This is a genomic window from Geomicrobium sp. JCM 19039 (assembly GCF_000698145.1).
Taxonomy (GTDB): Bacteria; Bacillota; Bacilli; order Bacillales; family Marinococcaceae; genus Geomicrobium_A.
On record NZ_BAXB01000016.1, the window covers coordinates 26,242 to 51,877 of the forward strand.

At 43.0% G+C, this 25,636-nt stretch carries 28 protein-coding genes and 3 pseudogenes; 17 read left to right on the top strand and 14 right to left on the bottom strand.

Annotation, left to right across the window (positions count from 1 at the left end; all coding sequences use genetic code 11):
- Window positions 1-235: 235 nt before the first annotated feature.
- A complete protein-coding gene (locus tag JCM19039_RS14635) occupies window positions 236-1,417 on the top strand; it encodes a glycine C-acetyltransferase (RefSeq protein ID WP_042428481.1) in 1,182 nt (393 codons plus the stop codon).
- A 41-nt stretch (window positions 1,418-1,458) separates the two neighbouring features.
- Window positions 1,459-2,400, top strand: a complete 942-nt coding sequence (locus JCM19039_RS14640; protein WP_042428483.1) for an NAD-dependent epimerase/dehydratase family protein — start codon at window positions 1,459-1,461, stop codon at window positions 2,398-2,400.
- Window positions 2,401-2,460: 60 nt separating this feature from the next.
- Here the strand turns inward: JCM19039_RS14640 and JCM19039_RS14645 are convergent, their stop codons facing one another.
- The 4 genes from JCM19039_RS14645 to JCM19039_RS14655 form a co-directional block, all read right to left on the bottom strand.
- Window positions 2,461-3,135, bottom strand: a complete 675-nt coding sequence (locus JCM19039_RS14645; RefSeq protein ID WP_307190272.1) for a lytic transglycosylase domain-containing protein — start codon at window positions 3,133-3,135, stop codon at window positions 2,461-2,463.
- A 47-nt stretch (window positions 3,136-3,182) separates the two neighbouring features.
- A complete protein-coding gene (locus tag JCM19039_RS14650) occupies window positions 3,183-3,572 on the bottom strand; it encodes a FixH family protein (protein WP_052398840.1) in 390 nt (129 codons plus the stop codon).
- Window positions 3,573-3,662: 90 nt separating this feature from the next.
- Window positions 3,663-4,196, bottom strand: coding sequence for a S9 family peptidase (locus JCM19039_RS27440; RefSeq protein ID WP_307190273.1), 534 nt, complete (start codon window positions 4,194-4,196; stop codon window positions 3,663-3,665).
- The gene (locus JCM19039_RS14655; RefSeq protein ID WP_307190274.1) at window positions 4,193-5,443 is read right to left on the bottom strand and encodes a S9 family peptidase; all 1,251 of its coding nucleotides are present in this window, start codon (window positions 5,441-5,443) and stop codon (window positions 4,193-4,195) included. Before JCM19039_RS14655 ends, JCM19039_RS27440 begins: the two co-directional genes overlap by 4 nt.
- 127 nt (window positions 5,444-5,570) lie before the next feature.
- Here JCM19039_RS14655 and JCM19039_RS14660 point away from each other — a divergent pair, with 127 nt between their 5' ends.
- On the top strand, window positions 5,571-5,915 hold the full coding sequence (locus tag JCM19039_RS14660) for a general stress protein (RefSeq protein ID WP_042428486.1): 345 nt from the start codon (window positions 5,571-5,573) through the stop codon (window positions 5,913-5,915).
- A 1,146-nt stretch (window positions 5,916-7,061) separates the two neighbouring features.
- Here JCM19039_RS14660 and JCM19039_RS26640 read toward each other — a convergent pair.
- From JCM19039_RS26640 to JCM19039_RS14670, 3 genes are read right to left on the bottom strand one after another with little or no spacing between them, the layout of a single operon-like run.
- On the bottom strand, window positions 7,062-7,184 hold the full coding sequence (locus JCM19039_RS26640) for a YvrJ family protein (protein ID WP_081834551.1): 123 nt from the start codon (window positions 7,182-7,184) through the stop codon (window positions 7,062-7,064).
- 15 nt (window positions 7,185-7,199) lie between these two features.
- Entirely contained in the window at window positions 7,200-7,430 is a 231-nt protein-coding gene (locus tag JCM19039_RS14665; protein ID WP_042428492.1) for a DUF2922 domain-containing protein, read from the bottom strand.
- Between the two features lie 29 nt (window positions 7,431-7,459).
- The gene (locus JCM19039_RS14670; RefSeq protein WP_042428495.1) at window positions 7,460-7,681 is read right to left on the bottom strand and encodes a DUF1659 domain-containing protein; all 222 of its coding nucleotides are present in this window, start codon (window positions 7,679-7,681) and stop codon (window positions 7,460-7,462) included.
- Window positions 7,682-7,794: 113 nt separating this feature from the next.
- On the opposite strand from JCM19039_RS14670, the gene rarD reads away from it, so the two are divergent.
- On the top strand, window positions 7,795-8,712 hold the full coding sequence (gene rarD / locus JCM19039_RS14675; RefSeq protein WP_042428499.1) for an EamA family transporter RarD: 918 nt from the start codon (window positions 7,795-7,797) through the stop codon (window positions 8,710-8,712).
- 66 nt (window positions 8,713-8,778) lie between these two features.
- Here rarD and JCM19039_RS14680 read toward each other — a convergent pair whose 3' ends face one another.
- Window positions 8,779-9,027: a hypothetical protein gene (locus JCM19039_RS14680; protein ID WP_042400292.1), complete on the bottom strand. Its 249-nt coding sequence runs from the start codon at window positions 9,025-9,027 to the stop codon at window positions 8,779-8,781.
- 155 nt (window positions 9,028-9,182) lie between these two features.
- The gene (locus JCM19039_RS14685) at window positions 9,183-9,803 is read right to left on the bottom strand and encodes a LysE family translocator (protein WP_052398841.1); all 621 of its coding nucleotides are present in this window, start codon (window positions 9,801-9,803) and stop codon (window positions 9,183-9,185) included.
- 274 nt (window positions 9,804-10,077) lie between these two features.
- Here JCM19039_RS14685 and JCM19039_RS25750 point away from each other — a divergent pair.
- The 3 genes and pseudogenes from JCM19039_RS25750 (at window position 10,078) to JCM19039_RS28040 (ending at window position 11,638) form a co-directional block, all read left to right on the top strand.
- Window positions 10,078-10,691, top strand: a pseudogene (locus JCM19039_RS25750) (YqcI/YcgG family protein).
- The gene (locus JCM19039_RS22350; RefSeq protein ID WP_052398844.1) at window positions 10,666-10,962 is read left to right on the top strand and encodes a cupin domain-containing protein; all 297 of its coding nucleotides are present in this window, start codon (window positions 10,666-10,668) and stop codon (window positions 10,960-10,962) included. The pseudogene JCM19039_RS25750 and the gene JCM19039_RS22350 overlap by 26 nt, the downstream one beginning before the upstream one ends.
- Before the next feature lie 62 nt (window positions 10,963-11,024).
- Window positions 11,025-11,638: pseudogene (locus JCM19039_RS28040) on the top strand (spore coat protein).
- Window positions 11,639-11,799: 161 nt separating this feature from the next.
- Here JCM19039_RS28040 and JCM19039_RS14710 read toward each other — a convergent pair.
- Genes JCM19039_RS14710 through JCM19039_RS14720 form a run of 3 tightly spaced genes read right to left on the bottom strand, consistent with a single transcriptional unit; the run spans window position 11,800 to window position 14,648 of the window.
- Window positions 11,800-12,618 carry an ArsA family ATPase gene (locus tag JCM19039_RS14710; RefSeq protein WP_238545077.1) on the bottom strand — a complete coding sequence of 273 codons (819 nt, stop codon included), beginning with the start codon at window positions 12,616-12,618 and terminating at the stop codon, window positions 11,800-11,802.
- Window positions 12,619-12,639: 21 nt separating this feature from the next.
- Window positions 12,640-12,903, bottom strand: coding sequence for a cory-CC-star protein (locus JCM19039_RS14715; RefSeq protein WP_042428503.1), 264 nt, complete (start codon window positions 12,901-12,903; stop codon window positions 12,640-12,642).
- An 11-nt stretch (window positions 12,904-12,914) separates the two neighbouring features.
- Window positions 12,915-14,648 carry a carbon starvation protein A gene (locus tag JCM19039_RS14720; protein ID WP_042428507.1) on the bottom strand — a complete coding sequence of 578 codons (1,734 nt, stop codon included), beginning with the start codon at window positions 14,646-14,648 and terminating at the stop codon, window positions 12,915-12,917.
- A 300-nt stretch (window positions 14,649-14,948) separates the two neighbouring features.
- Here JCM19039_RS14720 and JCM19039_RS14725 point away from each other — a divergent pair, with 300 nt between their 5' ends.
- The 10 genes and pseudogenes from JCM19039_RS14725 (at window position 14,949) to JCM19039_RS14770 (ending at window position 22,437) form a co-directional block, all read left to right on the top strand.
- Window positions 14,949-15,146: a cold shock domain-containing protein gene (locus JCM19039_RS14725; RefSeq protein WP_042400300.1), complete on the top strand. Its 198-nt coding sequence runs from the start codon at window positions 14,949-14,951 to the stop codon at window positions 15,144-15,146.
- A gap of 100 nt (window positions 15,147-15,246) precedes the next feature.
- A pseudogene (locus JCM19039_RS28045) lies at window positions 15,247-15,813 on the top strand (GNAT family N-acetyltransferase).
- Between the two features lies 1 nt (window position 15,814).
- The gene (locus JCM19039_RS14735; RefSeq protein ID WP_042428510.1) at window positions 15,815-16,276 is read left to right on the top strand and encodes a hypothetical protein; all 462 of its coding nucleotides are present in this window, start codon (window positions 15,815-15,817) and stop codon (window positions 16,274-16,276) included.
- Window positions 16,277-16,530: 254 nt separating this feature from the next.
- The gene (locus JCM19039_RS14740; protein ID WP_042428513.1) at window positions 16,531-17,427 is read left to right on the top strand and encodes a transporter substrate-binding domain-containing protein; all 897 of its coding nucleotides are present in this window, start codon (window positions 16,531-16,533) and stop codon (window positions 17,425-17,427) included.
- A 102-nt stretch (window positions 17,428-17,529) separates the two neighbouring features.
- Window positions 17,530-18,198 carry an ectoine/hydroxyectoine ABC transporter permease subunit EhuC gene (gene ehuC / locus JCM19039_RS14745; protein ID WP_042428516.1) on the top strand — a complete coding sequence of 223 codons (669 nt, stop codon included), beginning with the start codon at window positions 17,530-17,532 and terminating at the stop codon, window positions 18,196-18,198.
- On the top strand, window positions 18,195-18,863 hold the full coding sequence (ehuD, locus tag JCM19039_RS14750) for an ectoine/hydroxyectoine ABC transporter permease subunit EhuD (protein ID WP_042428518.1): 669 nt from the start codon (window positions 18,195-18,197) through the stop codon (window positions 18,861-18,863). The genes ehuC and ehuD overlap by 4 nt, the downstream gene beginning before the upstream one ends.
- Window positions 18,863-19,669, top strand: coding sequence for an ectoine/hydroxyectoine ABC transporter ATP-binding protein EhuA (gene ehuA / locus JCM19039_RS14755; RefSeq protein ID WP_042428520.1), 807 nt, complete (start codon window positions 18,863-18,865; stop codon window positions 19,667-19,669). The genes ehuD and ehuA overlap by 1 nt, the downstream gene beginning before the upstream one ends.
- Window positions 19,670-19,739: 70 nt before the next feature.
- Window positions 19,740-20,489 (top strand): hydroxyethylthiazole kinase, encoded by a 750-nt coding sequence (thiM, locus tag JCM19039_RS14760; RefSeq protein ID WP_307190275.1) that lies wholly within the window; start codon window positions 19,740-19,742, stop codon window positions 20,487-20,489.
- A 1,096-nt stretch (window positions 20,490-21,585) separates the two neighbouring features.
- Window positions 21,586-22,050: a CotY/CotZ family spore coat protein gene (locus JCM19039_RS14765; protein ID WP_042428525.1), complete on the top strand. Its 465-nt coding sequence runs from the start codon at window positions 21,586-21,588 to the stop codon at window positions 22,048-22,050.
- Between the two features lie 84 nt (window positions 22,051-22,134).
- The gene (locus JCM19039_RS14770; protein ID WP_042428528.1) at window positions 22,135-22,437 is read left to right on the top strand and encodes a hypothetical protein; all 303 of its coding nucleotides are present in this window, start codon (window positions 22,135-22,137) and stop codon (window positions 22,435-22,437) included.
- Window positions 22,438-23,070: 633 nt separating this feature from the next.
- Here the strand turns inward: JCM19039_RS14770 and aceA are convergent.
- Both aceA and JCM19039_RS14780 read right to left on the bottom strand, forming a co-directional pair.
- Window positions 23,071-24,345, bottom strand: coding sequence for an isocitrate lyase (aceA, locus tag JCM19039_RS14775; RefSeq protein ID WP_042428531.1), 1,275 nt, complete (start codon window positions 24,343-24,345; stop codon window positions 23,071-23,073).
- Window positions 24,346-24,631: 286 nt separating this feature from the next.
- Complete coding sequence (locus tag JCM19039_RS14780) at window positions 24,632-25,570, bottom strand: peptidoglycan-binding protein (protein WP_042428532.1); 939 nt, start codon at window positions 25,568-25,570, stop codon at window positions 24,632-24,634.
- Window positions 25,571-25,636: the final 66 nt, after the last annotated feature.

Consider the following 25,636-nt stretch of genomic DNA (forward strand, 5'->3'; position numbering starts at 1 on the left):
ACTCCTTCATTTGCAACCTAAATTAGATCTATACTATTAACGTATGATGATTCAAATAAAAAGTACGCATCTGTTATTCTAACAAGTGAATGTGCGAAAGGCGAGTAATCAGCTCTTCAGTGTAAGAATTGAATGATTATTTTAGGGAAGAACAATATTGAACACAATCGGTGTATTCCTGGGAAGAAGTCATGTATGATAGGGATAGGATATGCTAAGAAAGGAAGGCGAAGTTATGCCTAGCGAGAAGTTACACGCGTTTTTAAATGAAGGATTAAATGAATTGAAAGAAAAAGGCTTATATAATGTCATTGACCCGTTGGACGGTGCAAACGGCGCAGAGATTACACTGAATGGCAAAAAGATGATTAACTTGTCTTCAAACAACTATTTAGGGTTGGCAACAGACGAGCGATTAAAAAAAGAAGCCATTAACGCGGTCGATCAGTTTGGCGTCGGTTCTGGTGCTGTACGTACGATTAACGGCACACTAAAGATCCACGAAGAGCTTGAAGAAAAGTTGGCTCAGTTCAAACATACAGAAGCGGCGATTGCCTATCAATCAGGTTTCAACTGTAACATGGCAGCAATTTCTGCAGTGATGAATAAAAACGATGCGATTCTTTCGGATGAGTTGAACCATGCATCCATTATTGACGGTTGCCGCTTATCGAAAGCGAAGATCATTCGTTACAATCATAGTGACATGGAAGATCTTCGTCAAAAAGCAAGTGAAGCCGTGAAAGAATACGATAAAGTTATGGTTATTACTGACGGCGTATTCTCAATGGATGGGGATGTAGCGAAGCTGCCTGAAATCGTTGAGATTGCTGAAGAATTCGGCTTGATTTCTTACGTCGATGATGCACACGGCTCTGGTGTACTTGGCGATGGAAAAGGGACAGTTAAGCATTTCGGATTGTCTGATCGTGTGGATATGCAAATGGGCACGTTGTCAAAAGCAATCGGAGTTGTTGGTGGTTACGTAGCAGGCAGTCAAGCGCTCATTGATTGGCTCAAGGTTCAATCAAGACCGTTCCTATTCTCGACGTCACTAAGTCCTGCTGATGTGTCGGCATGCATTAAGGCCATCGACATCTTATCGGAATCTAAAGAACTGCAAGAGAAGCTTTGGGAGAATGCCAAATACTTGCAGGATGGGCTGAAAAAGCTCGGATTTGAGATTGGTGAAACAAAAACACCAATTACACCTGTCATTATTGGTGATGAGAACAAGACGCAAACCTTTAGCAAGCGATTGATGGAAGAAGGCATCTACGCAAAATCAATCGTGTTCCCAACCGTTCCTAGAGGAACAGGAAGGGTTAGAAATATGCCAACCGCCGCTCATACGAAGGCGCAGTTGGACGAAGCACTCCAAGTGTACGAAAAGCTAGGAAAAGAATTAAACGTGTAAAGGGGGAAGGGCAGTCGGACGTTGATTGCCCAGCATCACAAATGAAAAAGATTCTACTCACGGGTGCGCTTGGTCAAATTGGATCAGAGTTAACAGCAGCACTGCAGCAGAAGTACGGTACAGACAATGTCGTTGCAACAGATATTCGGTACAGTGAGGGCGCATTTGGAGAGGGTGCGGTCTTTGAAACGTTAGACATTATGGACGGCCAAAAACTACTAGATATCGTAAAGAAGCACAAGATTGATACGATTATTCATCTTGCTGCGATGCTTTCTGCTAACGCTGAAAAGCACCCGCAACGTGCTTGGGACATCAACATGAATGGCCTTATGAACAGTCTAGAAGTAGCACGTGAAGAAAACTGCAAGTTTTTCACTCCGAGCAGTATAGGGGCTTTTGGTCCTTCGACGATTAAAAACAATACACCACAAGTGACCGTGCAACGACCAACGTCAATTTATGGTGTGAGTAAAGTCGCAAGTGAACTTCTATGTGATTATTATTTTACGAAGTTTGGTGTCGATACACGTGGTCTTCGTTTTCCTGGTCTTATTTCGTACTTGACCCCACCTGGTGGTGGGACGACAGACTATGCAGTAGATATTTATTATCAAGCTGTAAAGAAAAAGAGCTACACGTCATTTCTTGATCGAGGCACGTATTTGGACATGATGTATATGCCAGATGCTATTGGCGCAACAATGCGTCTACTAGAAGCTGAGTCTGGTGATTTGATTCACCGAAATGCCTACAATGTCACGGCGATGAGTGTAGACCCGGAATCAGTTGCGTCGTCCATTCGTAAGCATATTCCTGAGTTCGAACTGAGCTACGATGTAGATCCGATTCGTCAAGCGATTGCAGAAAGTTGGCCAGATCATATCGATCCGACGGCTGCGAAAGAAGAGTTCGGATTTAATCCTCAATATGACTTGGACCGAATGACTGCAGATATGCTCAAACAAGTGAAACCAAATTAACAAAACAAAGATCCCGAGTAACATCTCGTTACTCGGGATCTTTGTTGCGCTTTCTTACAACTAATTGATGACCTCATAGCCATCATTATCATACGCCTCCACGTACGTAATCACTTCCTCGACGTACCAGTCAGCACGGTTGTAAGCGAAGAGGGCTTCCTCTATCTCGCCATTCGCTGCACCATTGGACGCGAGGTATCTTGCGGCGGCGTAAATGGCGTCTTCATGATCCCAAGGGTCAGCAACCCCTTTATCTTGAACATCCATGCCATACCCACCATGAATTTCAATTTGTTCTGGATCGGTGAGTACATTTGATGGGATCTCTCCAGCGCCATTTCCTTCACATGTCGGATGACTCCAACCAAACCAAGTGCAAGGCATGAATTGCATTGGCCCTTCAGCACCAGCAGGGGAAACCATCGGGTCCATCGTTGAGAAACGCGTCTCTACCCGGTGGACGGCTGCAAGCAATTCCCAAGGAATGTCAAATTCATCAGCAGCTTCTTGGTAAATTGGAATGTATTCTGCAGGAATTTCATTAGGCGCAAACCCCGATATTGAACCATTCAGGATGCGGTCCAATTGTTGCTCATTGGAGATGAAATAAAATAGACTGATGGCCCCTACTGCTAAAATCATGAAAACAGCAGGAATCGCTATTAGGATCAGACGTTTTGATTTTCGTTTTGGCTTCGGCATCGTTCCATCATCCTCACTTGCTACACGTTCCAACTCATTCCATCATAGCGCTCAAAGCCATAGGTTGTCCACGGTATCGTTTAATTGTCAGATACATCCACTTCATGAACAGGCATCGAATGCATACCACGAGCAGTTACGTGTGGTTGAACATAGTAGAGGGCAGGCTCTGCATAAGTGAAATCAGCTGTGTAGACGCCATTCTCTGTATGTTCTGCAGGCACCATTGCACTGTTTTCTTTTTCGCCATCCGTCCACACTTCTATGATGACTTCGTTGGCATCTTCCACACCGTCACCTGCTTGTGTTACTTCAATTTGGAAAGTTACGTCATCGCCAACGCTCGCAGATGCTTCATTTAACACGTCAACTTCGATCGGTTCGGTAGAAAGCTCAGGTTGTTCTTCTGTATCTTGACTACAAGCCGTAAGCAGTCCAATTGTCAAAACGAGTATTGTTCTTTTTAACACACCATCACCTCAGCATTATCTTACCTTATCTCGGAGGTGTGGAGAAGTCGTAAACGAATTGTTCACTGTATTTTCATGGAGTTAAAGTAGTTACACGAATTTTAGTAGAAATTCGTTGATCTTTTTTGTGACTTTAATTTCGTTCTTTTTCTTCGAGAAGCCATGTCCTTCATCGTCAAGAACGAGATAATCTACCTCAGACCCTTGCGCGCGCAACGCTTCCACAATCTGGTCTGATTCTTCTTGTACGACGCGAGGGTCGTTTGCCCCTTGTACGACTAACATTGGCTTTGTCATAGAAGATAAATAAGTAATCGGTGAGTCTCTCGTAAACCGTTCCTTGTCGGTTTCAGGATCGCCGATCCATGTTTTCATAATCGGTTTCCAAAAATCTGGAACAGAATGATAGAAACTAAACAAATTCGAAACACCAAATATATCAACGACAGCTTTAAAGTATTCGGGGTGTCTACCGTGAAGAAGGAGAGCCATATACCCACCATAACTTCCGCCTACGAGCAAGGTCTCTCCTTTTTTGTAGCCGTATTCCTCAATCATATAATCAAGACAGTGAACGTTATCTAAGCGTGGACCGTAACCCCAATCACCTTCCACAAGCTTCATGAACGTTTTCCATAATTAGATGATCCGCGAAAATTCGGAGCGATAATGGAAAAACCAGCATACGTCATCGCTTGAAACATCGCTCGAAATGATTTTCGTTCTGAAGCTTGCGGACCGCCGTGTGGCCATAAGACAAGCTTTCCATTGTTGTTCTCACGGTGAGCTTTAAAATACAGTGCTTCGATTTCTGTATCGTCGAATGAACGGTATGTAATCATTTCAGGCTCGCTCAATTCCTTCTGGTCTATACCTGGGATACTGAACTCCGTCAGAGGTACCCACTTTTCATTCTCACGTTTTCTATACAAATTAAATGGTGACGTTGCCCCGCGTCCGAGCAAATAGATTGCCCCAGACTCACCGATGTGCAGTTTTTCGACGATGCTTACAGGCAATTCGGTTTGGACGAGCGTGCCTGTTTGAATATCGTACACGTAAAGCGTATCTTCAACGCCAGAGCTAGATACGAGATAAAGCAATTGCTTTTGTTTGTCATAGCTCATAGAAGTAAAATCTTCATGAGGCTCATCGGTTAACTTCTCAATCTTTTCGGTCGTAACGTCTATCTTCACAAGTTCACTCGTTTCAGACCCTTCATTCGTTAAGTAATAAAAAGTATCTTCTCCGATGAATTGCCCACCCGATACGTTATGCGATTGTTCATTGTCATTTGCAAGCGGAATGGTTTTACCATCAGCAAGAATGAAGCCTGGGGAGTGACTGTTTGCAAATAATTTCATGTACGCGACTTTTCCGGATTTCGAGGCGGTAAGAAACATGTGAGCTGCATCTTTACCTTCAATCATGACGTTTTGATGACCCGTAACGAGATCATATGAACAAATGTTTAGAAACGTTGAATTGTCTTTCGATGTTGTATAGTATAAGGTGTTGCCGTCGTCTGTTAATTCCCCAATCATAAACCGGTCGCTTTCACCAGTAAGAAGAGGAAGGAGTTCTCCACCATTTGCGGGGAGCGCATAAATTTGTGCATTTTCATCTCCGTCGTTATCAAATGACGTAATTAACGACTGTCCGTCTTTAGAAAACGTCATGCCAAAATTGCTTTGACCAATCGAAGTGATCGGTTGAGAGAAGCCATTGGACAAATTCATACGCCAAACTTCGTATGAACCGCTCACATTTGTTGAGTACATTAACTGCTGTTCATCGCGAGACACTGCGAACGTTTGGATCGGATACGTATGGAAAAACTGTTCATAACTCGGTTTTGGAAAAGAAAACATATTGTCACCTTTTGTCGTTTTTTTTTTACCACCTGTAAATTTCTTGATCGCTGAAAAAAATCCTGCTTTTTTATATGTTTTAGAATGGGTTTCAGTGGGAAAGAGTTGTACTAAGGAGATGATAACAATGGCAGCACCGGTATATAAAGAATTTATGAATGATGATGAAGCAGTAAAAGCAATTGATCAACTCAAAGAGAAAGTAGAAGAAGACCAAATATATGTACTCACCCACGACGACGATCATACAAAGCGTGTCGCTAATCGTGCCGATGCCGAAACTGTAGGCATGAGCGAAACCGGATTAACTACTTCTGTAAAGAATGTGTTCCGCAAAAAAGGTGACGAATTACGTGCGCAATTCCAAGAACTAGGTTTTTCAGAAACCGAAGCTAACAACCTAGAAGGTGAACTAGACAAAGGCGCAGTGATCGTGGTCGTCAAAGATGCCCCTGCAGGAGTGTCGCTCTAAGCTAAACACATGTAAGGAATAGAGAAAAAGCCTAACAGAGCCATGAGCTCTGTTAGGCTTTTCGTCGTAGTTGAATCTTGTCACTGTAAAAGCTAAGTGCGGTTTGAAAGCGCGTGTAAGGTAGGCAGATCGAAGTCGCTCTATACATGAGGAACTTTAGAGATTTAGGGAAAAAATAATACAACGCTACCTTTAACGACTAGAAAAAAACATTTGGGGAATTTTAGGATACGCTCGATCTGTATATGTTGAACTAAAGAATTTCTTTAAGAACCAATGGGTAGCTTGGTAAAGTGGAAACTGTGCTCGAGTTGCGACCGAACGGTTCTCAAGTTTAGGAAAATCGCAGGAAAAGCGATATATTTTCCTAAACTAGGTAACAGAATGAGCAAACTCGGTAACAGATCACCGGGTCATGTGTACATCCCCGCCCCGAAGTACCTACAAGACGTCGGCGCGGTTCGCGCGAACCGAGTGCGGTTTCGTTTCGGTCCCGCCGGGGCCGACGTGTCGTTGGCACTTAAGCCTGGAATCTGCGTTCCAGTTGGAACAAACTGCGCAGGAGTTAAGCGGAATGAGCGCCAAAATCGTTAAACTAGACAAACTTGCGCGCAGATGGGGAAACTCGCGCGCAAAATAGCACCGCGCTCCCCTCTAACCCAACACCCAACTACGCAATCAGGAAAATGTTAAGTTCATTCTATATAGATCGTATGCTTGATGATCTAGATCATTTTTAACTGATTTTAGCACCGGTGGTGGAACTGATGGCTCATATTTGGGGATGATTAGGAGACGCACGATCTAGATCACCCTCCGAAACGATCTGGACCACCTCAAAAACATTACCGCTTATCTGTGACTAACAGCGACCAATACCGAACTTCAACTCTGTTTACTCACATAAACCTAGAGCGCAAGAAACCATCGGCACCTCCGGTGCCGAAAATATACCGAACTCCCGTAGTCTTTTAAACAAGACATTGGTTAACTAGGAGTGGGCGGGAGAGTGTCTTCTTCTTACTAAGGATACCATTATTTCTAGTGGTGGTCTGAGATGTCTGTGAACACGCTAAAAAACGGATGCCCAGTTACGGGTCATCCGTTTTTTTATGATCTGGCCCTTAAATAGTGGGGAGCCACTTTTTACGAGGAGTTACATACTGCGGAGATTAATAGGTCTAGTTTCTTTTCCATTCGATGCAGCAAGTAAAATGCGACTACTGCCGCAAATCCATGGTTTAAAAGAAGTGGGAGCCATTCATCCATCGTTCTATTTCCTTTCTATTGCTCGTTGTTCGCTTCGAACAACGGTTCCACTGTTCTTGTCACAATTCGTGCATCAACAATTGTAGTCAAATCCCCGCCACTAGAAGTAAATACGTTTTCTTCAATGATCGTATTCATTGTCATTTCTAACTGCTCGGCTGTTAAGGTGTGCGCGGGTTCAGGAATGGACAACGTGCTCATGCGGTTCTCGCTGTTGCGAAATCGCAATTCAAGATTTTCAGTCATTACGTACTCTCCTTTCAAATTAGCTTTTATTAATCATGATGTTGTTGCAATAAATCGTAATCATTTCGTCGAATAGCTGCTACGAGAGGCAGTTCGGTAAGCTCTGAAAAAGATAACATGACTGAACGAACAGCTCCATCTGTTGCAGAAGCTTTGACATTGTTCATGCGACGGACGAAGTGAATCTCTTCACCGTCTTCTGTAAAGTCTTCTAGAAACCGTAGTTCCACCATTGTATTTGCAGGTTGCATTCGTATCACCTCCTTCATGTTAGAAATCGTTTGAAATAGAAAAAAAGGGGAGGGTGGTTGTGTGCAAATCTTTGAAATAAGCGTAAAATGGGTAGGGGAATGGGGAGGATGAGATGCATAACAACAAAGAAGCAGCATTAGGTGCAGGATCTGCATTGGTCGCCTACGTATTGTGGGGACTTTTGCCGTTATACTGGAAGATGACAGAAGCAGCTGCCCCGATTGAAACCCTTGCTCATCGAGTCGTATGGGCGCTACTTTTTATGGTGATCTTACTTTTGGCAATAGGTAAAGGAACGACTACGTTGAAAGAAATTTCCGGAGTGTTTCGTAAAAAGAAAACTGCGATTGCCATTAGTGCAGCAGCAATACTGATTTCAATAAATTGGTTTGTATTTATCTTTGCTGTCAACACAGACCGTGTCATTGAGGCAAGTCTTGGTTACTACATAAATCCATTGATGAATGTATTGCTCGCTACAGTTTTCCTACATGAAAAATTAGCAAAGAAAGAAATCATCGCGGTTCTCTTCGCAGTCGTTGGCGTCTTAATCATGACCGTTTATTATGGTTACTTTCCTTGGGCTGCATTTGTTCTTGCCTTAAGTTTTTGTGGCTACGGACTCATCAAAAAGCTTGTGCCAATAGGTGCACTCAGTGGATTAACGATTGAAACATTACTTGTGACCCCGTTCGCTTTAGGTTTATTGGCGTGGTTTTCATATCAAGGAACGAGTAGTTTTTCTATGACAACGGATGCGATGTTGTCGATTGTATTAATTGGTGGGGGGTTAGCAACAGCACTTCCTTTACTATTATTTGCTGTCGGGGCGAAACGAATTACCTTTTCTTTAATTGGTATCTTACAGTATGTTGCGCCAACGTTTATGCTCATCATCGGTGTATTTATCTTTCAAGAGCCATTTAGTACGATTCAACTCATTTCTTTCGCAATGATCTGGGTAGGACTTTTACTATTTTCTTATTCGCGGTTTCGCATCAGGTTTTCGCCTAGCGTCGTTCAACATTAACGTTTGAGAACAGATAAAAACCCTTGATCTCCAAATGTGGATAATCAAGGGTTTAATCATTCATAACTAGCTCGTTTTTTTGCGAGCTTGCCGATCGAAAGACATTTGAAAGTCTGGTGAACTTGTATGACCTTGGAATTTACGTCTTGCTGCTTTTAGTTCATTCTCAAGTGCGGCAAAAATTCGATCCAAGTGCTCCTCAGTATATTCATAATTATTGCGGTTGGAGAGGTTACCGATTAAGCGGATCTTTTTTACGGTTTCCTCCGTTCTTCTTTTGGCAATTCGTTCGAATTTTGAGAGTTTGTCTTCCATGGCTTGTACTCCTTTCAAGTTCTTTTCTTAATTCTAAATAATATAACCGTAGAAAAAAATTAGAATTTGTAATAAATAATAGGAAATTTTAGTGTTTTTTTGTCGAATATTAGTATATTGTCGTACTTCCTGAGAGGTTGTTGATTTTTGGGCAGTTAAATGAGGCGAAGCGTCATGTCAACAGCAAAGTAAACGAGCACAAAACTACACACAAACATAAGTCCGCGAAGGGTTCGATCATTGATTAAATGTCGGGAGAAATGTACGGTTAGTGCAATGTTTAAATTCCAGAGGATCACACCAAATATAATAAAAAAACTATAAAGCAAAACTTCTGGTAACGAAAAATGGGCGATGCCAGATAATGTCGAACCGAAGATTCCAAACCAAAACACGAAATTGATCGGATTGAATAAAGCCATTCCAAACCCAGTGAAAAACGAGGAAGACCCGCCGATGTGTCGTTGTTGCATACTGTGAAGAATATTCCCTCTCATACCTGTCGCAAATGCTGACCACGCCAAGTAGGACAATAACACGACGCCGATGAGTGTAATCGTAACTTCTACCGCTGGTTGCGAAATAAATGCAGTCATGCCGAAGTAGATGCATACGAGAAACAATAAATCAGCGGTCATTGCACCTAACCCTGTTAACCAAGAAGGGAAAAACCCTCCATGAATGCCTCGTTTAATCATTTCAATATTCACTGGGCCGACCGGTGCCGCTAAACTTACCCCGAGCATCATCATTTTGAATACGAGAAACAATTCCATTGACTTCCCTCCCTATATCCTTGTCCCTATGTATCAATGTATGAAATAAGAGGCTTGTCAATACATAAGTTATAAATATTGCCGTACATATGTATGGATTACCGAAAGAATGGAGGTAGGTCTTATTCAGCTGTCTACCGTACAGCAAGCAGAAGATTATTACCTAGACAAATCGGCATCGGGGTGGGAGCGCGAGGTATTTCGTGGCTTTTGCGGGGATCTTCTCGACGATGAGAGGGTGTTTCCGTGTGTACTCGGTGTACATGGGTTGAAAATGGGCGAATTGGAATTTTGTTTTGTTCCTCATCATGATCGTCACAACTTGACGCATTTAGCCTCTCGTTTGGCTCATTACGTTCAATCGAGTCGTACGTATGGTAGAAACACATCCTTTGTTGCGTTTTTTGAGCCAGGTGAACAAACGAAAAATCTCGCTGAATACGAAGAAGAGTTTTGGAATGTGTTGCAACGTCTGCATATCATTGACGATTGCGAATGGCCAAAAGAGGTTGATGTTCATCCGAGTGAACCTTTATGGGAGTTTAGCTACGCAGGTGAACCACTGTTTGTCGTTTGCAATACACCTGCCATGTGAAAAGAAAAAGCAGATCAGCAAAAACGTTTATGCTTACTTTTCAGCCGAGGTGGGTATTTGATGACATCGATGGCACGACGAAACGAGGGCGTCATATTCAAAGTCTTGTGCGGCACCACCTTGAAAACTATGATGAGACGCTACCTCATCCAGACTTAAAATGGTACGGAGAACCTGGAGGAAGAGAATGGAAGCAGTATTTTCTTGGAGAAGACAATCGAGAACGAAAAAGCAAATGTCCGTTTCATTATAAAGGGGGAAGCGTGAATGAAAACAGCTACGGAAGTCGTTAAGCTTGATCATGTAATTTCAGATCTTTTGCCATCTTGTCAAACAGGTTCGGTAGAAGTTCAGCGAGACATACCTCATCACGAACACGAGCCCCATACGCACCCGTGTGATGAATTGCTCCATGTAATTCGTGGTTCGATCACGTTTTATATTGATGGTGAACCCTTTACTTGCTTTAAAGGCGATCGACTCTCGTTAAAAAGAAATACGCCTCACTCTTCAAAAGCTGGTCCGAATGGTTGCACGTATGTCATTGCTGTGCTTAAATCATAAAATTGTGCATGAATTAGCTCGCCTCTCATCATACTATAAGGAAATGAGAAGGAGGCGTTTTAATGCAAAATGAACAACAGCCAAACGATACATCGGCCATGACTAACCATGGTGGTCATGAACTTTTTGATGGACATGAAATGCTGGCAGGCATGATTAACGTGTTGGATCAGTATATGATCTTTAAACCATACGTCAAAGATCAACAATTACTTGATATTCTTGAGCAGCAGTATGACTATTTAACAGCGCAGTATAACCGTATGGTAGAAGCTTTTTCTACCGGTCAAAAACCAACAACAGACATTCAGTCTTATGCGATGACACAATCTCATACGGTTACGTATGGCATCACACCGTCTGCCCCCAAAAACCTAATGCCAACTTGAGTGAAGTGAAAGAAACGGGTGTTTCTGCCCACATGCTTGGGCTGATCAAGTCAACGAGTTCGCTTTTTGCTATGGCAGCTCCGGAAGTAACGAATCCGGTATTTCGAAGAGTCATCGCAGATAGCGTGCCAGACCTTATTGAGATGGCGTATGATATCTTCTTATATCAAAATAAACACGGATATTACCAAGTACCTAAACTGAATGGTCAAGATATGAATCAGATGCTTAGTAGCTTTACGACGAGTAACACTAAGATGCAAACGGGTACAAATCCCCCTCATTAAAATGAAAGACAAACACCCCAAATGTTGTGTTTCACACATGCATTTGGGGTGTTTGTTTTAAGGGAAATAATGAGCGATTTGTCTTAGGTTTTCGATTGATGAAATGTCTGAACCTTGTAAGGGAACGTAAATGCGTGTTTGGCTTTTGAAGCGATCGTCGATTAGCGAGCGATAATAATCCTCTTGCACTTTTCGATTGAGAAAAAGGCGGGTAAATCCACGCCTTCAGGCATGCATTTATTGACGACGATGGTATGTACATTCATTTGATGTTGAGCGAGTTGTTCAACAGCCCTCGTCGTCTCTTCAATGGGTAATTTCTCTGGTGTAAGCACATAGACGAATTGGGTTTTTGTCCGATCAAGAAGAATCGTCCGTGCTGAAGAGAACTTCTGTTTTCTTTCCATAAGGGTTTGATATATCGGATCCTCCACCGGTTCGCCGTCATTGAGCAAATTGCTATAGTTATCAGTCACCGTTTTCCGGCGTTTAAGCATTCCATTAATCCAGGCACTCATCAAGTCTGGCAACGTGAGCAACCGTAGGGTGTGGCCAGTCGGTGCCGTATCAAAAACAATGCGGTCGAAGTTCTTTGTTTCTTCTAAAATGATCGACACTAACCGGTCAAACAGTGCGCTTTCGTCTGCGCCTGGCGATTCTGCAGCCAAATCAATTTGTCGATGAACCTCAGGGATTCGATGAGAATGAACGAGGTTTTTTAAATTTTCTTTTACACCTGCAATATATCGTTTTGCTTCGGTTGGGGCATGGACTTCCAAACCGAACAACTTGCCTTCAAGGGGTGTAATCGTGTTCCCGATCGGTTTGTTAAATAAGTCTTGTAAATTGTGGGCTGGATCTGTGGAAACAAGAAGCACGCGTTCGCCAGCTGCAGCTCTCGCCAATGCATACGCAGAAGATGACGTTGATTTCCCAACGCCACCTTTCCCTCCAAAGAAAATGATCTGATCGTTTGACATCACTTTCACCTCTATCTCTGTTTAGCAGCACCGAATGTTATCCAAGGGAGACTTTTCCATTCCCATACGTAAGTGCCATTCATGAAAGTTCTCAATCATCTCAGGATATAATTCCAGTGTGTAATACGAGACGGGATTCGGCAAGCCAAGTAACTCTGAGAAGCAAAGAAGATGAAAAAGGTCATCTTCTTCGCGCAACTCACGTTTAATTTCAGCTCGATGGGGAAACTGTAGTACTTCGTCATACCAAGCGAATGCTTGCTTCATCTTCGAAACAAAAGTCATAAAATCACCCTCTATACGTCGAGGTCTCGACGAGGTTTTTCGTTTTTAAATAGTGTAATTGCCTCAATACATATCCAGGCAGCAAACACGAAGATGATTGAACCGAGAACAAATAAGAGTAGGTCTCCATCGGGTCTTGTAAATAGCCATTCGGTTGTGATTTGTAGAATCATTGCATACATTGTCATAACGAGCAAGAAGATCATCGGAATGAGTGTGACGAGATAATTCCGTCCAAGTCTTCGTAACCAAATGGTGATTAATAGTAAAGCGATACCCGCTAGCAATTGGTTAGACGTACCAAACAATGGCCAGAGTAGATACCCTCCTGCTCCGAATCCACGGTCATCTCCTGGCATAATAACGAGTAAAGCACTTGAACCGACCGCGATGGAAGTGGCTACATGCTTCTTCGTTAGTGCATAGGCTTTATACTCTGCTGCAATTTCAGAGATGATATAACGCATGAGCCGAACAGCTGTGTCTAGCGTTGTTGCTGCAAAGCTAATGACAATCACCGCAACAATGGTTTGCGCAATTCCCTCAGGAATACCAAGACCTGAAGCTAACACCCCTGCACCCATAATAAAGTTCGTTAAACCATCGGCATTTGCTACATTGAAACTGCTATATGCAGCTGTAAATTCATTGGCAGATGAGAAGAGTGTAACAACCGCAATGATGGAAATGAGTGCGAGCACCCCTTCACCAACGGCTCCTAGGTAACCTACGACTCTCGCATCTTTTTCGTTGTTTAATTGCTTTGATGACGTCCCGGAGGAGACGAGTGAGTGGAAACCTGAAATCGCCCCACAAGCTACTGTAATAAAGAGGAGAGGCAACCAAGAAACATCGTCGACTGTACGTGTAGCAGGAGCAGTGACTGTTGGGTTAGTAATAAAAAGTCCTGCGTACAAAATAATAAGACCGATGACGAGCTGTTGTGCGTTAATGTAATCTCGAGGCTGAAGTAATCTCCACACTGGCAGTGTTGAAGCTATGTAGACGTAAATCATTAATATGCCAATCCAGATGAGAAACGCAAGGGATACAGCGTCCATTCCAAACACAAACGTTGCACCTTCTCCACCAAAGTATTGGACAAGATCAATCTGCAACGCTGGAATTTCACTCGCGAGCACGGCGGAGCCATACATGATGACAAGAGCAACAATAGACGGGAGCAACATGCTTTTCGTTTTGCGATGAATGTAAATCCCTATAATAAGTGCGAGAGGGATTTGAATGAAGATCGACAATACGCTTGCTGGGAAAGTGACGAATAGGTTGGCGATAACCCAAGCAAAAACAGCGTTAACCATGAGGACGAGTATAAGAATAATGAAAAGGAACAAAAGCTTCGCTCGTCTCCCAATTAACTTCTCAGCAATGGTGCCAATCGATTGTCCTTTATTACGCACAGATAACACTAAGGAACCGAAGTCGTGCACACCTGCTGCAAACACAGTGCCAAGCACGACCCATAGAAAAGCAGGAAGCCATCCCCAATACACTGCGATCGCTGGTCCTAAGATTGGGGCAGCACCGGCAACGGATGTAAAGTGGTGAGCCCAAACAATTGACTTCTTCGTCGGCACAAAGTCAACACCGTCATTAAACTCATGCGCAGGTGTTCGAAAATTCGGATCTAGGCGGTAAATACGCTCTGCAATAAATTTAGAATAATACCGATAACCTAATGCAAAAACGACCATACCGATGAGCGCAAGTACGATACCCGGCAAAGCAATCACTCCCTTTATTAAAATGTGTAAGCGCTTGCCATTAGTATAAAGGCAATCTGTTAAAATATATAGAGAATTTTTATAATTCATTAAAAAAGAAAGTGGATTTCACCGAATCAATGAAATTTTTAGAAAAATATAGTTGCAATTTAGGAAGAAACGTGGTAATTTGTAGGTGATTGAGTGATGGCAGTGTTGGAATTTGAAAGGCCTCTGCTTAGATATATTGGATATGCAGTAGATCCTGGATAGTTGTTTCACACCGTTTCACTTGAGATTTAATAGTAAGGAGCCTTTAAAATGAAAGGCACAGTAAAGTGGTTTAACGCAGAAAAAGGATTTGGATTTATTGAACGTGAAGATGGAGACGATGTATTCGTACATTTTTCTGCCATTCAAACGGAAGGTTTTAAGACACTAGATGACGGAGAAACCGTAGAATTTGAAATCGTTGAAGGCGACAGAGGCCCACAAGCGGCTAACGTTGTGCGTCAATAGAATACGAACTTGGATGGAAGCGGTTGCAAGAATATAGCCGCTTCTTTTCTTTTATGTTGAATGTACATATTATCTAATGGAGAGGCAGCGGTGAATGAGATTGTTTCAAGTTGAAGTAGAGAAGAACCTCCATCTGCATCTCATTGAGATGCACCATGCCAATGATTTGTATGCGTGTGTGCAGCGCGCCCGTGGTCACTTGAGACGCTGGCTTCCGTGGTTGATCAAGTAAAGAGTGCGTATGATTATGAGCCATTATAACTGCCTGGCTCCAGCAGTTCGCAGAAGGTCGGGGGTTTAATGCCGCTATTCGTCATCACGGTAAGTTTGTCGGGATGGTCGGTTTGCATGACATCGATTGGGGAAGCAAAAAGACGACCCTAGGTTACTGGCTAGAAAAAGATGCGATAGGCAATGGCATTATGACGAAGACAGTGGCGAAATGTACCGACATTTTGTTTACTGAATATCAATTAAATCGAATCCAAATTAACTGTGGTGTAGAGAATTATGAGAGTCAAGGCATCCCAAAACGCCTAGGGTTTGAACTAGAAGGATTGTAAGAGAGGGCGAATGGCTGTATGACCATTACCATGACCTTTATCAATACAGTCTTCTTAAATCATCGTGGATTGAGCAGCAGGAACAATTAAAGGGGACGCTTTAGTATGATGGAAACAAATGACTATTTAAAATGGAAGAAGTGGGATCACGCTATTGTGAGTGTGCTATTCACAGTGGCTTATTTTTTGTACTTACTCGCTTTTGATGTGATGGTATTTTCTGTCGCTGTTCCACTATTAGGGGTTATCTTTATTGGTTGGGCAATCATTGAAGGGGCGAGCAAGCGGCCGATCATTGCGATGGTTATTCCAAAGTACCGCCAATTGCTAGCCTTTGAACAAACCATCGCGCCAGAGTCATACCATGACTACCGAGTGAGCTTTCGGGTAAGTTTGTGGTTCGTTGGAATTGCGCTTATTGTCATCGGACTTTTAGAAGAGTTTGATGTAATCAATGTCGATGAACAAGCGCTTGCGCTACCTGTCATTTACCCGCTTGCGTTAATTATCGTAAATTTTAACGTGCATTCAAGGCATAAGAGGATGATGAAAGAACGTAGCTTGTAATAAATTCTGACAAAAGGTCGTATATAAGAGATATAAGGATCAATCGTAAGATACTCTGATATTATTTCTTAATACGGCTTTTTTTCGTTAATGTCGAATAATGTTGCGATAATATCAAAGAATAAGGAAGTTTGAACCATTTTTTATATGTGATAAGATAAGTAAAAGCTACGGTCATTTGCATATTCAGACGAATGACTGCGTAGTGATAACGTATAGTAGAAATAATAAGAATCTTAGGGGGAAATTGACGAATGAGAAAATTCGGAGTTGTGAGCGTCACTGCATTTTCAGCGTTAATCCTTGCCGCATGTGGTGGCTCTTCTCTTGAAGACTATCAAGACAATGGTGTTACGCTTGGTGTAGCGAATGAGGAGCCGTACGGATACATAGATACTAGTACGGATGAAGCAACAGGAGCTAGTGCTGAAATTGCAAGAGCGGTCTTTGAACGAATGGATGTTGAAGTTGTAGATGCTGAAGTTTCAGACTGGGATAACTTGATCCCAAGTTTGAATGCAGGAAACTATGATGTTGTTACAGCGGGGATGGATGTTCAACCAGACCGTTGTGATAACGCCTCTTTCGGTGAGCTTGAATACAGCTACGGTGAAGGAATGGCCGTTGCAGCGGGAAATCCTATGGACTTACACAGTTATGAAGATGCAGTGGAAGCAGGAGCAACCATCTCGGTAATGTCTGGTGCGAACCAAGTTGGATTTCTTGAAGACATTGCCGAAGAACAAGGTCTAGACCCGGATGCTGATCTCGATATTCTGCCCGCAAATGATATTCCTGGAAACATTGCTGCAGTTGAGTCTGGTGATGCCGACGTGACGGTTATGACAGATGCAACAATGAACTCTGCGATGGAGACAGCGAACGCGGATTTGATTGAACAACCGGAGAACTTCACAAACCCTGTCATTGGTGGCGAAGAACAAATTGCTTACGGTGCTGCTTTATTTAGAGATGATGATGACGATCTACGTGAGGCGTATAACGAAGCACTTGCAGAATTACAAGGTACCGATGAGTTTGTTGCCATTCTTGAAGAATTCGGCTTTAGTGAAGACAACGTCGTTGAAGGTGTGACGACTGAAGAGCGTTGTGGTGCTGGCGCTGAAGACGAAGAAGACAATGAAGAGTAATTAAAGCATCGATAACGTTTTGATAAAGCACGGTGGACGTTAAATGCCGCCGTGTTTTTTTACATTACGTAGCACACATGTCAGTTGTAGAGGAGAATGAAGATGTTCACGAACATCGATACGTTTTTGCCTTACATTTTAGGCGGTCTCTCAACGACCGTACAAGCATTTTTATTTGGTGCAGTGCTTGCGTATTCCATTGCCCTCGTCATGGGTTTAGCGAGAACGAGTCGATTAGCCATTGTTCGAGGTTTTGCAACGGTATTTGTGGAATTGTTTAGAGGAACGTCTTTGCTCGTGCAAATGTTCTTTTTCGCGTACGCTTTTCCTTCACTTATGCCATTTACCGTCTCGGCATTTGTTGCAGGGGGTCTAGCATTAGGTCTGAATTACGGTGCGTATGCCTCTGAAGTCGTTCGAGGGGCTGTACTCGCCGTACCAAAAGGGCAAACGGAAGCGGCCATTTCCTTAAACATGTCGAAATTCCAAACGATGAGAAGAGTCATCTTGCCACAAGCGGTACGGCTTATGTTGCCTGGACTTGGCAATAATGCGATTGAACTGTTGAAAGGAACGTCACTCGTCTATTTCATATCACTTGCAGATATGACGTTCAATGCGAATATCTTAAGAAGTTCTAACACATCACTTTCTGCTCAAGTTGAAATCTATACGTACTTATTGTTAACGTATTTCGTTTTGGCCTTACCGCTCGTATTTTTAACGAGGTGGCTTGAAAAGCGTGCTTCTAAAGGGGTGAGTACAGTATGACATGGGATTGGGCATTTGCATTTGAAATCTTTCCGCGAATCCTCGAAGGTGTTTGGATAACGATTGGTGCGACCGTTGCTGCCTACGCGATTTCGTTAACGCTCGGGCTTGTGCTGACGCTTTTAAGACGCTCAAGTTTTAAGCCGTTATCTCTACTCGTTGCGGGGATCATTGAATTTATCCGTGTAACCCCGCCGCTCGTGCAACTATTTTTCGTGTATTTTGCTTTTGATATGGGACCATTTCTAACAGGGGCGATTGTACTCGGTGTTCACTATAGTACGTATGTATCCGAAGTATACCGTTCAGGGATTAATTCGGTACCGAAGAGTCAATGGGAAGCGAGTAAAGCACTAAACTTCTCAAAGGCGCAAACATGGAAGAAGGTTGTTTTACCTCAAGCGATCCCTCCGGTCATTCCGATGCTCGGAAACTACTTGATTGTCTTGTTCAAAGAAACGCCTCTTCTAATGGGTATCTATGTAATGGAAATGATGATGATTGCACGTTCCATTGGAGCAGAAAGTTATCGTTTCCTAGAACCGATTACGATTGTTGGCTTTATTTTCCTCGTGCTTAGTTACCCGTGTGCACTGTTTATACGATACTTGGAAAGAAAATCAGGACAGTTACCTGGAAGCGCTGAAAAAGGAGTGAAGGCATAATGACTGAAGTTGATCATGCACAAAACGATCGTAAAGTTATCGTTCGTTATAGAGATGTAAAGAAAGCGTTTGGGGACAATGTCGTCTTGAATGATTTGAACTTAAATGTACACGAAGGGGAGAAGGTGGCACTCATCGGTCCTTCAGGGTCTGGGAAAACGACAATTATTCGTATGCTCATGACGTTGGAAGAACCAACAGAGGGAACGATTGAAGTAGATGGAGAAATGCTTTGGCATAAAGAAGTGAATGGAAAATTAGAGCCAGCAGATGAAAAACACTTGCGAAAAGTGCGTGGGAAGATCGGGATGGTGTTCCAACAGTACAATTTATTTCCTCACATGAGCATTATTCGCAATTGCACTGAAGCGCCCATTCATGTGCTCGGCTTATCCAAAGAAGAAGCGACCGAACGAGCGAAACAAATGCTTGAGAAGGTAGGACTTAGCGATAAGGTCGACATGTATCCATCGCAGTTATCAGGTGGCCAACAGCAGCGAGTTGCAATTGCGAGATCACTTGTCATGCAGCCGAAAGTGTTGTTATTTGATGAGGTTACTGCAGCGCTTGATCCTGAGCTAGTAGGAGAGGTATTGGAAGTGATTAAAGATATTGCCGCAGAGGGAGAAACGACGATGATGCTCATCACTCACGAGATGGACTTTGCCCGAGATGTGGCTGATCGTGTATTGTTCCTAGATAATGGCTTAATTGCAGAGCATGGAACCCCCCATGACGTTATTGAAAATCCAACGAGTGACCGGTTGAAGTCTTTCTTAGGAAGATTTAATTCCTCACATGCGTAATAAGAGAAGAAAGATTTGGTGTTTCACCAAGTCTTTTTTTTCGTTATGATGTTTTTAGGAGTGGATGATGATGAATACGCGATTACGCGAACTTCAACCGTTAATTTATTGTATGACAAACGATGTGGTAACAAATTTTACAGCAAATGGCTTATTAGCGATTGGGGCGTCACCGGTCATGAGCAAAAATGCGCATGAGTCAGGACAGCTTGCAGCCGCAGCCAATGGCTTGTTACTCAATACAGGTACGCTCACCGATGCACAATTAGAAGCGATGATCATCGCCGGAAAATCGGCGAACAAACATGGTGTACCAATCGTCCTAGACCCAGTCGCTGTTGGGGCAACGACGTATCGCACAGAGAGCGTTGAAAGACTACTAAAGGAAGTGGACATGACAGTTGTCCGCGGGAACGCCGGTGAAATTGCCTCGCTTCTTGGCGCCCATTCTGAGATTAAAGGCGTTGAGGGGATGAGTAATTTAGACCCTGCAACACTAGCAGAGCAAACGGCATATAAGTTGCAAACGATTGTTTGTGTAACTGGAGAAACAGATGCCGTCAGTGATGGCGCAACAACTACGGTATTGACCCAAGGTCACGCTTGGCTAACAAAAGTTGTTGGGACTGGCTGCCTGCTCGGGGCCGTCATTGCAAGTTATGTGAGTGTGAAAAAAGATGATGCTACAGTGTTAACTACAGAAGCAGTACGAGACTATACAATTGCTGCCGAGCGGGCATATGAGACGAGTCAGTACGCTGGGATTGGCACTTTTCAAGCCCACTTTCTCGACGAGCTAAGCAAACAGACGTATTCGTAATAATACAGAAGTGTCGGATTCGTGTTTAATTAGCGCTGAAATTACGCACGGGTGCAGTACGTTCTCTGGTCGGAAGCATCACACAGCTCGTTCCACGCTAACTTACGGTACAATCAATCGACGTAAGAGTGAAAACGGGACCAACTAGGTAAAGGTACCCGAGCTTGCGTAGCGATTGGGAACGAACGACATTTTAGCAGTAGAAATACGAGGAAATGAAAATGCAGTGCTCGCAAGAGTTGTGCTCTTGTTATCCCAATGGACGATGTATGTTGAACTTAACATACTCATGTAACAAAAATCACACAACCCGTCATGTTCGCCTCGGTATTGAGCTGAGCGAGCCACGCTAGCATGAACACCCGACTTCCAAGCATCCGCCTGCAGTGGAAAGCAACAACAAACTGAGCAATTAGGAAAATGGTAAGTTCATTCTATATAGATCGTTTTCTTGATGATCTAGATCGTTTTAGAACACCTCGTGCAGTTCATCCCCGTTTATTCATATAAATCTCAAGTGCTTGCAACCATCGGCGCCTCCGGTGCCGATGATACACCGAATTGACGTCGGCATGACTCATGCCGACGTCTCGTTAGCCTTGTGACAGAAAAGAGGAATCTCTTACCCTGAGCGTATGGAACGGACGGTTGATGCAGTTACAACTTCAAGAACTAGTGAATGTGATAAGTACACTTATGTAGGTGAAAATCTTTTCGTTTATAGCTACTGAGGCCGAACGATGGCAAGTTCAATAATCAATATGATTCACACATAACAAAGTGCAGAGAGCGAGTAGAGCTCTCTGCACTTTGTTCGTGGAAGATGTTTATACGTCACGCTTAGAGGATTGAATTAAAAAGACAAGAGCCATTGCGGCACTGACCGCAACCATAACAAGTGAAATTGAGAGAATGGCAACTAGTGCACCTGGATTCATGCTGAATCAACCTTTCTATGCATCGTATTCAATCTTTTCTTAATTTTAATTATAAAGGAATCCGGTGATTTTTCAATCAATTTTGACGAATGTTCTATGAGACTGACCATACAAGCGTTGTGTTACTGAATAAAATAAGTATGGAGAGGAGGGGAAATATGAAAAGTTTTCATTGTCATTCATGTTCGTCTTGTAGCAAAAATACGTGTACTTGCGTATGCGAAACATTAAAAGGGATCGCCAAGGAACAAGATCGTGTACGGAAGTCATGTGGCAACGGTTGTTATGAAAAGTTGTTAAATCCAGAACCTGTTTATGATACCGTTCCATTAATTTTTACGACGAATACGAATCGGTTATTATACGCTTTAGGTAATACACGTGAAGGTGAATCGTTTATTACTGTATTTTTTAGGGTAGACAGTGTAGATGGGAATTGTGCGGTTTTAGAGTTGCTGAGGCCATATCCTGAATTGGAGATACCAGCTGGTGTGGCTGACGTCCCTTTAAATCAAATTGTGCAAAACAGTGATTGGTTGCTCGTTCGCACAGGGCAATGCACGATTGTGGACTGCGAATGTTTATGTACGCTAAAATGTCTTGATCCATCATTTGTAGAATAAATGAAACCATTGATGCAATGATACGTAAAAATAGTGTAGGATAGTACTAACGAATTTGGTCGAATTGTACAAGGAGATGATATCATGAATGGATCATCAATTTTGAAGTGGATATCTGGTGGTTTGGAAGCGGTGCTTGCGATACCAGTTTTAGGTATTTTTATTTATTGGGGAATGGGTCCGACGCCAATGATCATCATGCTCGGTTTACACATTTTAACGCTTGTAATGAGTGTGAATGACGGGAAGAAGAAACACGGAAGCATTCTCGGTATTGTTACGGCATTTGTTGCATTTATCCCGGTCATTGGTATGATTATGCACGCCATATCGGCAACCCTTCTGATGGTAGATGCGAAACGATCTGAAAAAGCGATTGAAATGTAGATCGACACGACCTGGTGTCGGTCTTTTTTTATGTGCGGTATGTACATGAATCTCTGAACGACGTACTAAGGTGTTGTAACGACTAGCTCTAGTCGCGTACCGTGAGTAAATGAGATAACAAGCGAAAAAGGTTGACGAAATGTGAACGACTACCTAGGAGCTAATCATTTAAGTTGAAAAGCGTACCACCGGTCTTTCAATGGAGAAATCTTTATTTGCACAGCTTGTCGTTCGTGCTTGACGTGATGATTTCTCTACGGTTGCAGCTCGTAGCAAATCTTTCCAATAAGATTACGTGTTTCTCATATAACGTGAAAGCGATTCGTTATCAATTGATATTTATTTCTTATATAACAGATGTTTACTTATTTTAATTGTTATAGTACAATGTGAATACGACACAAAGAGGAGGGTTCTTATGGAGTTTGTGAAAATGACTGAATTATCTGCAATGCCAACATGTTGTCAAGATTGTGGTGAGGTACTTCCCGCAGCAAATGATTCATTTTTCACCCAATGTGAACGGTGTCTTAGAAATGTTGAACATGAATAAAACGACTTTAGCTGCCAATGTTGGCGGCTTTTTTTGTTCATATAAAATGAGGATGAGAGCTCTCATCCTCGGCGGTTCATTTAAAACTGTTCGGTTTCTGTTGAACCTGCAAGTGCAGTTGTGGAGGAGGTACCAGATGATATCGTCTGTGCAATTTCATCAAAATATCCGGTACCTACTTCTCGTTGGTGCTTAGTAGCTGTGTAACCACGAGATTCCGCATCAAACTCATCTTGTTGCAATGTAGAGTAGGCAGCCATCCCATGGTCTTTGTACTTGGAAGCAAGGTCAAACATGCTGTAGTTTAAAGAATGAAAACCAGCGAGAGTAACAAATTGAAAACGGTAGCCCATGTCTGCTAGCCGATCTTGAAATTCTTCAATCGTTTGCTCATCAAGATTCGCTTTCCAATTAAAAGAAGGTGAGCAGTTGTACGCAAGCATTTTACCAGGGAATTTTTCATGAATGGCATCGGCAAACTGTTGAGCTTCCTCGAGGCTAGGTTTTGACGTCTCGCACCAAATTAAATCAGCGTACGGGGCGTAAGCTAGCCCTCTAGCAATAGCTTGATCAAGGCCTGCGTGAGTACGATAGAAACCTTCTGGAGTACGTTCACCTGTAATGAACTTATGATCTTCTGAGTCAATGTCACTCGTAATCAAGTCGGCCGCATCGGCATCTGTTCGAGCGATAATTACGGTTGGGACACCGGAAACATCAGCGGCAAGACGGGCCGCGACTAAGTTTTTGATCGCGTTTTTTGTTGGTAACAATACTTTACCCCCTAGATGCCCACATTTCTTCTCTGAGGCGAGCTGGTCTTCAAGGTGAACGCCTGATGCACCTGCCTCAATCATCCCTTTTATCAATTCAAAAACGTTAAGCTGACCACCAAACCCTGCTTCTGCATCAGCGATGATCGGAACAAAATAATCGGTCTCGTCATTGCCTTCCATATGCTGAATTTGATCTGCTCGTTGCAGTGCATTATTAATCCGCTTTACGACTTGGGGAACGGAGTTCGCAGGATATAGGCTTTGATCAGGATACATTTCACCTGACAGGTTTGCATCGGCTGCTACTTGCCACCCACTTAAATAGATGGCTTTTAATCCGGCTTTTACTTGTTGAACAGCTTGGTTTCCGGTCAATGCACCAAGAGCATGAACTTTATCCATATCATGTAGCTGAGCCCACAACTTGTTGGCGCCAGTTTTGGCAAGCGTGTGTTCAATTTGCAAAGAACCGCGCAAACGGATGACTTCCTCTGCAGAATAAGGGCGATTGATACCGTCCCACCGGTTGTCATCTTTCCATTGATCGTTTAATGCTTTTACTTCAGTTTGGAAACTCATGAAAATCCTCTCCCTTTTTGTATTATAACAGTATTAATTTTATGTTAATTAATATATAACAACGATCGTTGTGTTGCAACAGTTTTTTAGAAAAAAATAATTGTTCTGACAAAAGTAGGCAGGAGTATGTTGCTATTGTGGGGGAGGGAGAGAGTTAAACGAGTAGAAGTCAATTGGTAACAATCGCTTTACTGACCGGATTTTCATGCCTGTGTGATGAGATTCGTACTAATCAAAAACGTAAAAAAACCCGATCTTCTAGCTTAGAAGATCGGGGTGGATGGATTTAGTTAAGGATCGTGACGTTCACTTGTTGTCTTCCGAAATTTAATGCTTCATCTTTGGTCGCCATATGCAGGTCGATTTTATGGCCATTAATCGCGCCACCAGTATCACCAGCAATTGCTTCACCGTATCCTTCAACATATACGCGGCTACCGAGAGGGATGATGTTTGGATCAACAGCAACTACATTGGCATGTGGGTCATTTCTAAGGTCAATACCTGTTGCAGTAATACCGGAGCAACCGTTGCAGTATGCAGTGTACGCAGTGGCTTCCATTGAAATTGTGGTGCCTTCTGGAGCTGAGCTGGTTGATTCACTTGTCGTTTCTGCAGAGGCCGTCGCTTCTTCCGTCGTTTCAGTTGCGTCTTCGGAGGCGGCTTCATTTGCTGGTTCGCTTTCAACAGTTGTTTCTGGTTGTGGTGCTGTAAAATTCATCATCGCAGAATAGGTGGCAGGTCCTGCCAAACCGTCAGCGTGAATGCCCGCATCTGATTGGAAGCCTTTAACGGCATCTTCTGTTAGTGGTCCGAAAATTCCGTCAATGGATCCTCCATAATAACCAAAGGATTTCAAGTCTTCTTGTAAATATTCTACGAGCACGTTTTCATCATCTTTTTCTAATACCGAAAGGGCACCTAGTGTTTGCGGTCCGGCAATGCCGTCAATGAGCAGGCTCGCGTCTTCTTGGAAAACTGTAACAGCTTCTTCTGTCGTCTCATCAAAAACTCCATTTATGGACTCATCTTCTAAGTACTCTTCTTCAACGAGTAACTCTTGCAGAAGTTCTACATGTTCTTCGTGCTCAGTCCCATCACTTAACTTTTCACTTCCAAATTCACTGGCGTCTGCAGTAATAGGTAGGAAAGCGAAAACAAATCCGGCGGCTAAGGCAGTCATACTAAAATGTTTCACCACATTTGGTGTTTGCATTTTCTTCATGAAGCAAACTCCTCCTCATTGCGTTCGTTAGTTTTAGGTGTGTGTACCTACAACTAGCATCCTAGC

Bases quoted from the DNA above. Each gene is read 5' to 3' on its own strand.
- JCM19039_RS14640 (WP_042428483.1), top strand. From the start codon at position 1,459: ATGAAAAAGATTCTACTCACGGGTGCGCTTGGTCAAATTGGATCAGAG.
- JCM19039_RS14725 (WP_042400300.1), top strand. From the start codon at position 14,949: ATGAAAGGCACAGTAAAGTGGTTTAACGCAGAAAAAGGATTTGGATTT.
- JCM19039_RS14710 (WP_238545077.1), bottom strand. From the start codon at position 12,618: ATGTCAAACGATCAGATCATTTTCTTTGGAGGGAAAGGTGGCGTTGGG.
- rarD (WP_042428499.1), top strand. From the start codon at position 7,795: ATGCATAACAACAAAGAAGCAGCATTAGGTGCAGGATCTGCATTGGTC.
- JCM19039_RS14685 (WP_052398841.1), bottom strand. From the start codon at position 9,803: ATGGAATTGTTTCTCGTATTCAAAATGATGATGCTCGGGGTAAGTTTA.
- JCM19039_RS14635 (WP_042428481.1), top strand. From the start codon at position 236: ATGCCTAGCGAGAAGTTACACGCGTTTTTAAATGAAGGATTAAATGAA.
- JCM19039_RS14715 (WP_042428503.1), bottom strand. From the start codon at position 12,903: ATGACTTTTGTTTCGAAGATGAAGCAAGCATTCGCTTGGTATGACGAA.
- JCM19039_RS14740 (WP_042428513.1), top strand. From the start codon at position 16,531: ATGAGAAAATTCGGAGTTGTGAGCGTCACTGCATTTTCAGCGTTAATC.
- JCM19039_RS14680 (WP_042400292.1), bottom strand. From the start codon at position 9,027: ATGGAAGACAAACTCTCAAAATTCGAACGAATTGCCAAAAGAAGAACG.
- JCM19039_RS14670 (WP_042428495.1), bottom strand. From the start codon at position 7,681: ATGCAACCTGCAAATACAATGGTGGAACTACGGTTTCTAGAAGACTTT.
- ehuD (WP_042428518.1), top strand. From the start codon at position 18,195: ATGACATGGGATTGGGCATTTGCATTTGAAATCTTTCCGCGAATCCTC.
- JCM19039_RS14770 (WP_042428528.1), top strand. From the start codon at position 22,135: ATGAATGGATCATCAATTTTGAAGTGGATATCTGGTGGTTTGGAAGCG.
- JCM19039_RS26640 (WP_081834551.1), bottom strand. From the start codon at position 7,184: ATGGATGAATGGCTCCCACTTCTTTTAAACCATGGATTTGCGGCAGTA.
- JCM19039_RS22350 (WP_052398844.1), top strand. From the start codon at position 10,666: ATGAAAACAGCTACGGAAGTCGTTAAGCTTGATCATGTAATTTCAGAT.
- ehuA (WP_042428520.1), top strand. From the start codon at position 18,863: ATGACTGAAGTTGATCATGCACAAAACGATCGTAAAGTTATCGTTCGT.
- thiM (WP_307190275.1), top strand. From the start codon at position 19,740: ATGAATACGCGATTACGCGAACTTCAACCGTTAATTTATTGTATGACA.
- JCM19039_RS27440 (WP_307190273.1), bottom strand. From the start codon at position 4,196: ATGAAGCTTGTGGAAGGTGATTGGGGTTACGGTCCACGCTTAGATAAC.
- ehuC (WP_042428516.1), top strand. From the start codon at position 17,530: ATGTTCACGAACATCGATACGTTTTTGCCTTACATTTTAGGCGGTCTC.
- JCM19039_RS14735 (WP_042428510.1), top strand. From the start codon at position 15,815: ATGATGGAAACAAATGACTATTTAAAATGGAAGAAGTGGGATCACGCT.
- aceA (WP_042428531.1), bottom strand. From the start codon at position 24,345: ATGAGTTTCCAAACTGAAGTAAAAGCATTAAACGATCAATGGAAAGAT.
- JCM19039_RS14660 (WP_042428486.1), top strand. From the start codon at position 5,571: ATGGCAGCACCGGTATATAAAGAATTTATGAATGATGATGAAGCAGTA.
- JCM19039_RS14780 (WP_042428532.1), bottom strand. From the start codon at position 25,570: ATGAAGAAAATGCAAACACCAAATGTGGTGAAACATTTTAGTATGACT.
- JCM19039_RS14655 (WP_307190274.1), bottom strand. From the start codon at position 5,443: ATGTTTTCTTTTCCAAAACCGAGTTATGAACAGTTTTTCCATACGTAT.
- JCM19039_RS14665 (WP_042428492.1), bottom strand. From the start codon at position 7,430: ATGACTGAAAATCTTGAATTGCGATTTCGCAACAGCGAGAACCGCATG.
- JCM19039_RS14765 (WP_042428525.1), top strand. From the start codon at position 21,586: ATGAAAAGTTTTCATTGTCATTCATGTTCGTCTTGTAGCAAAAATACG.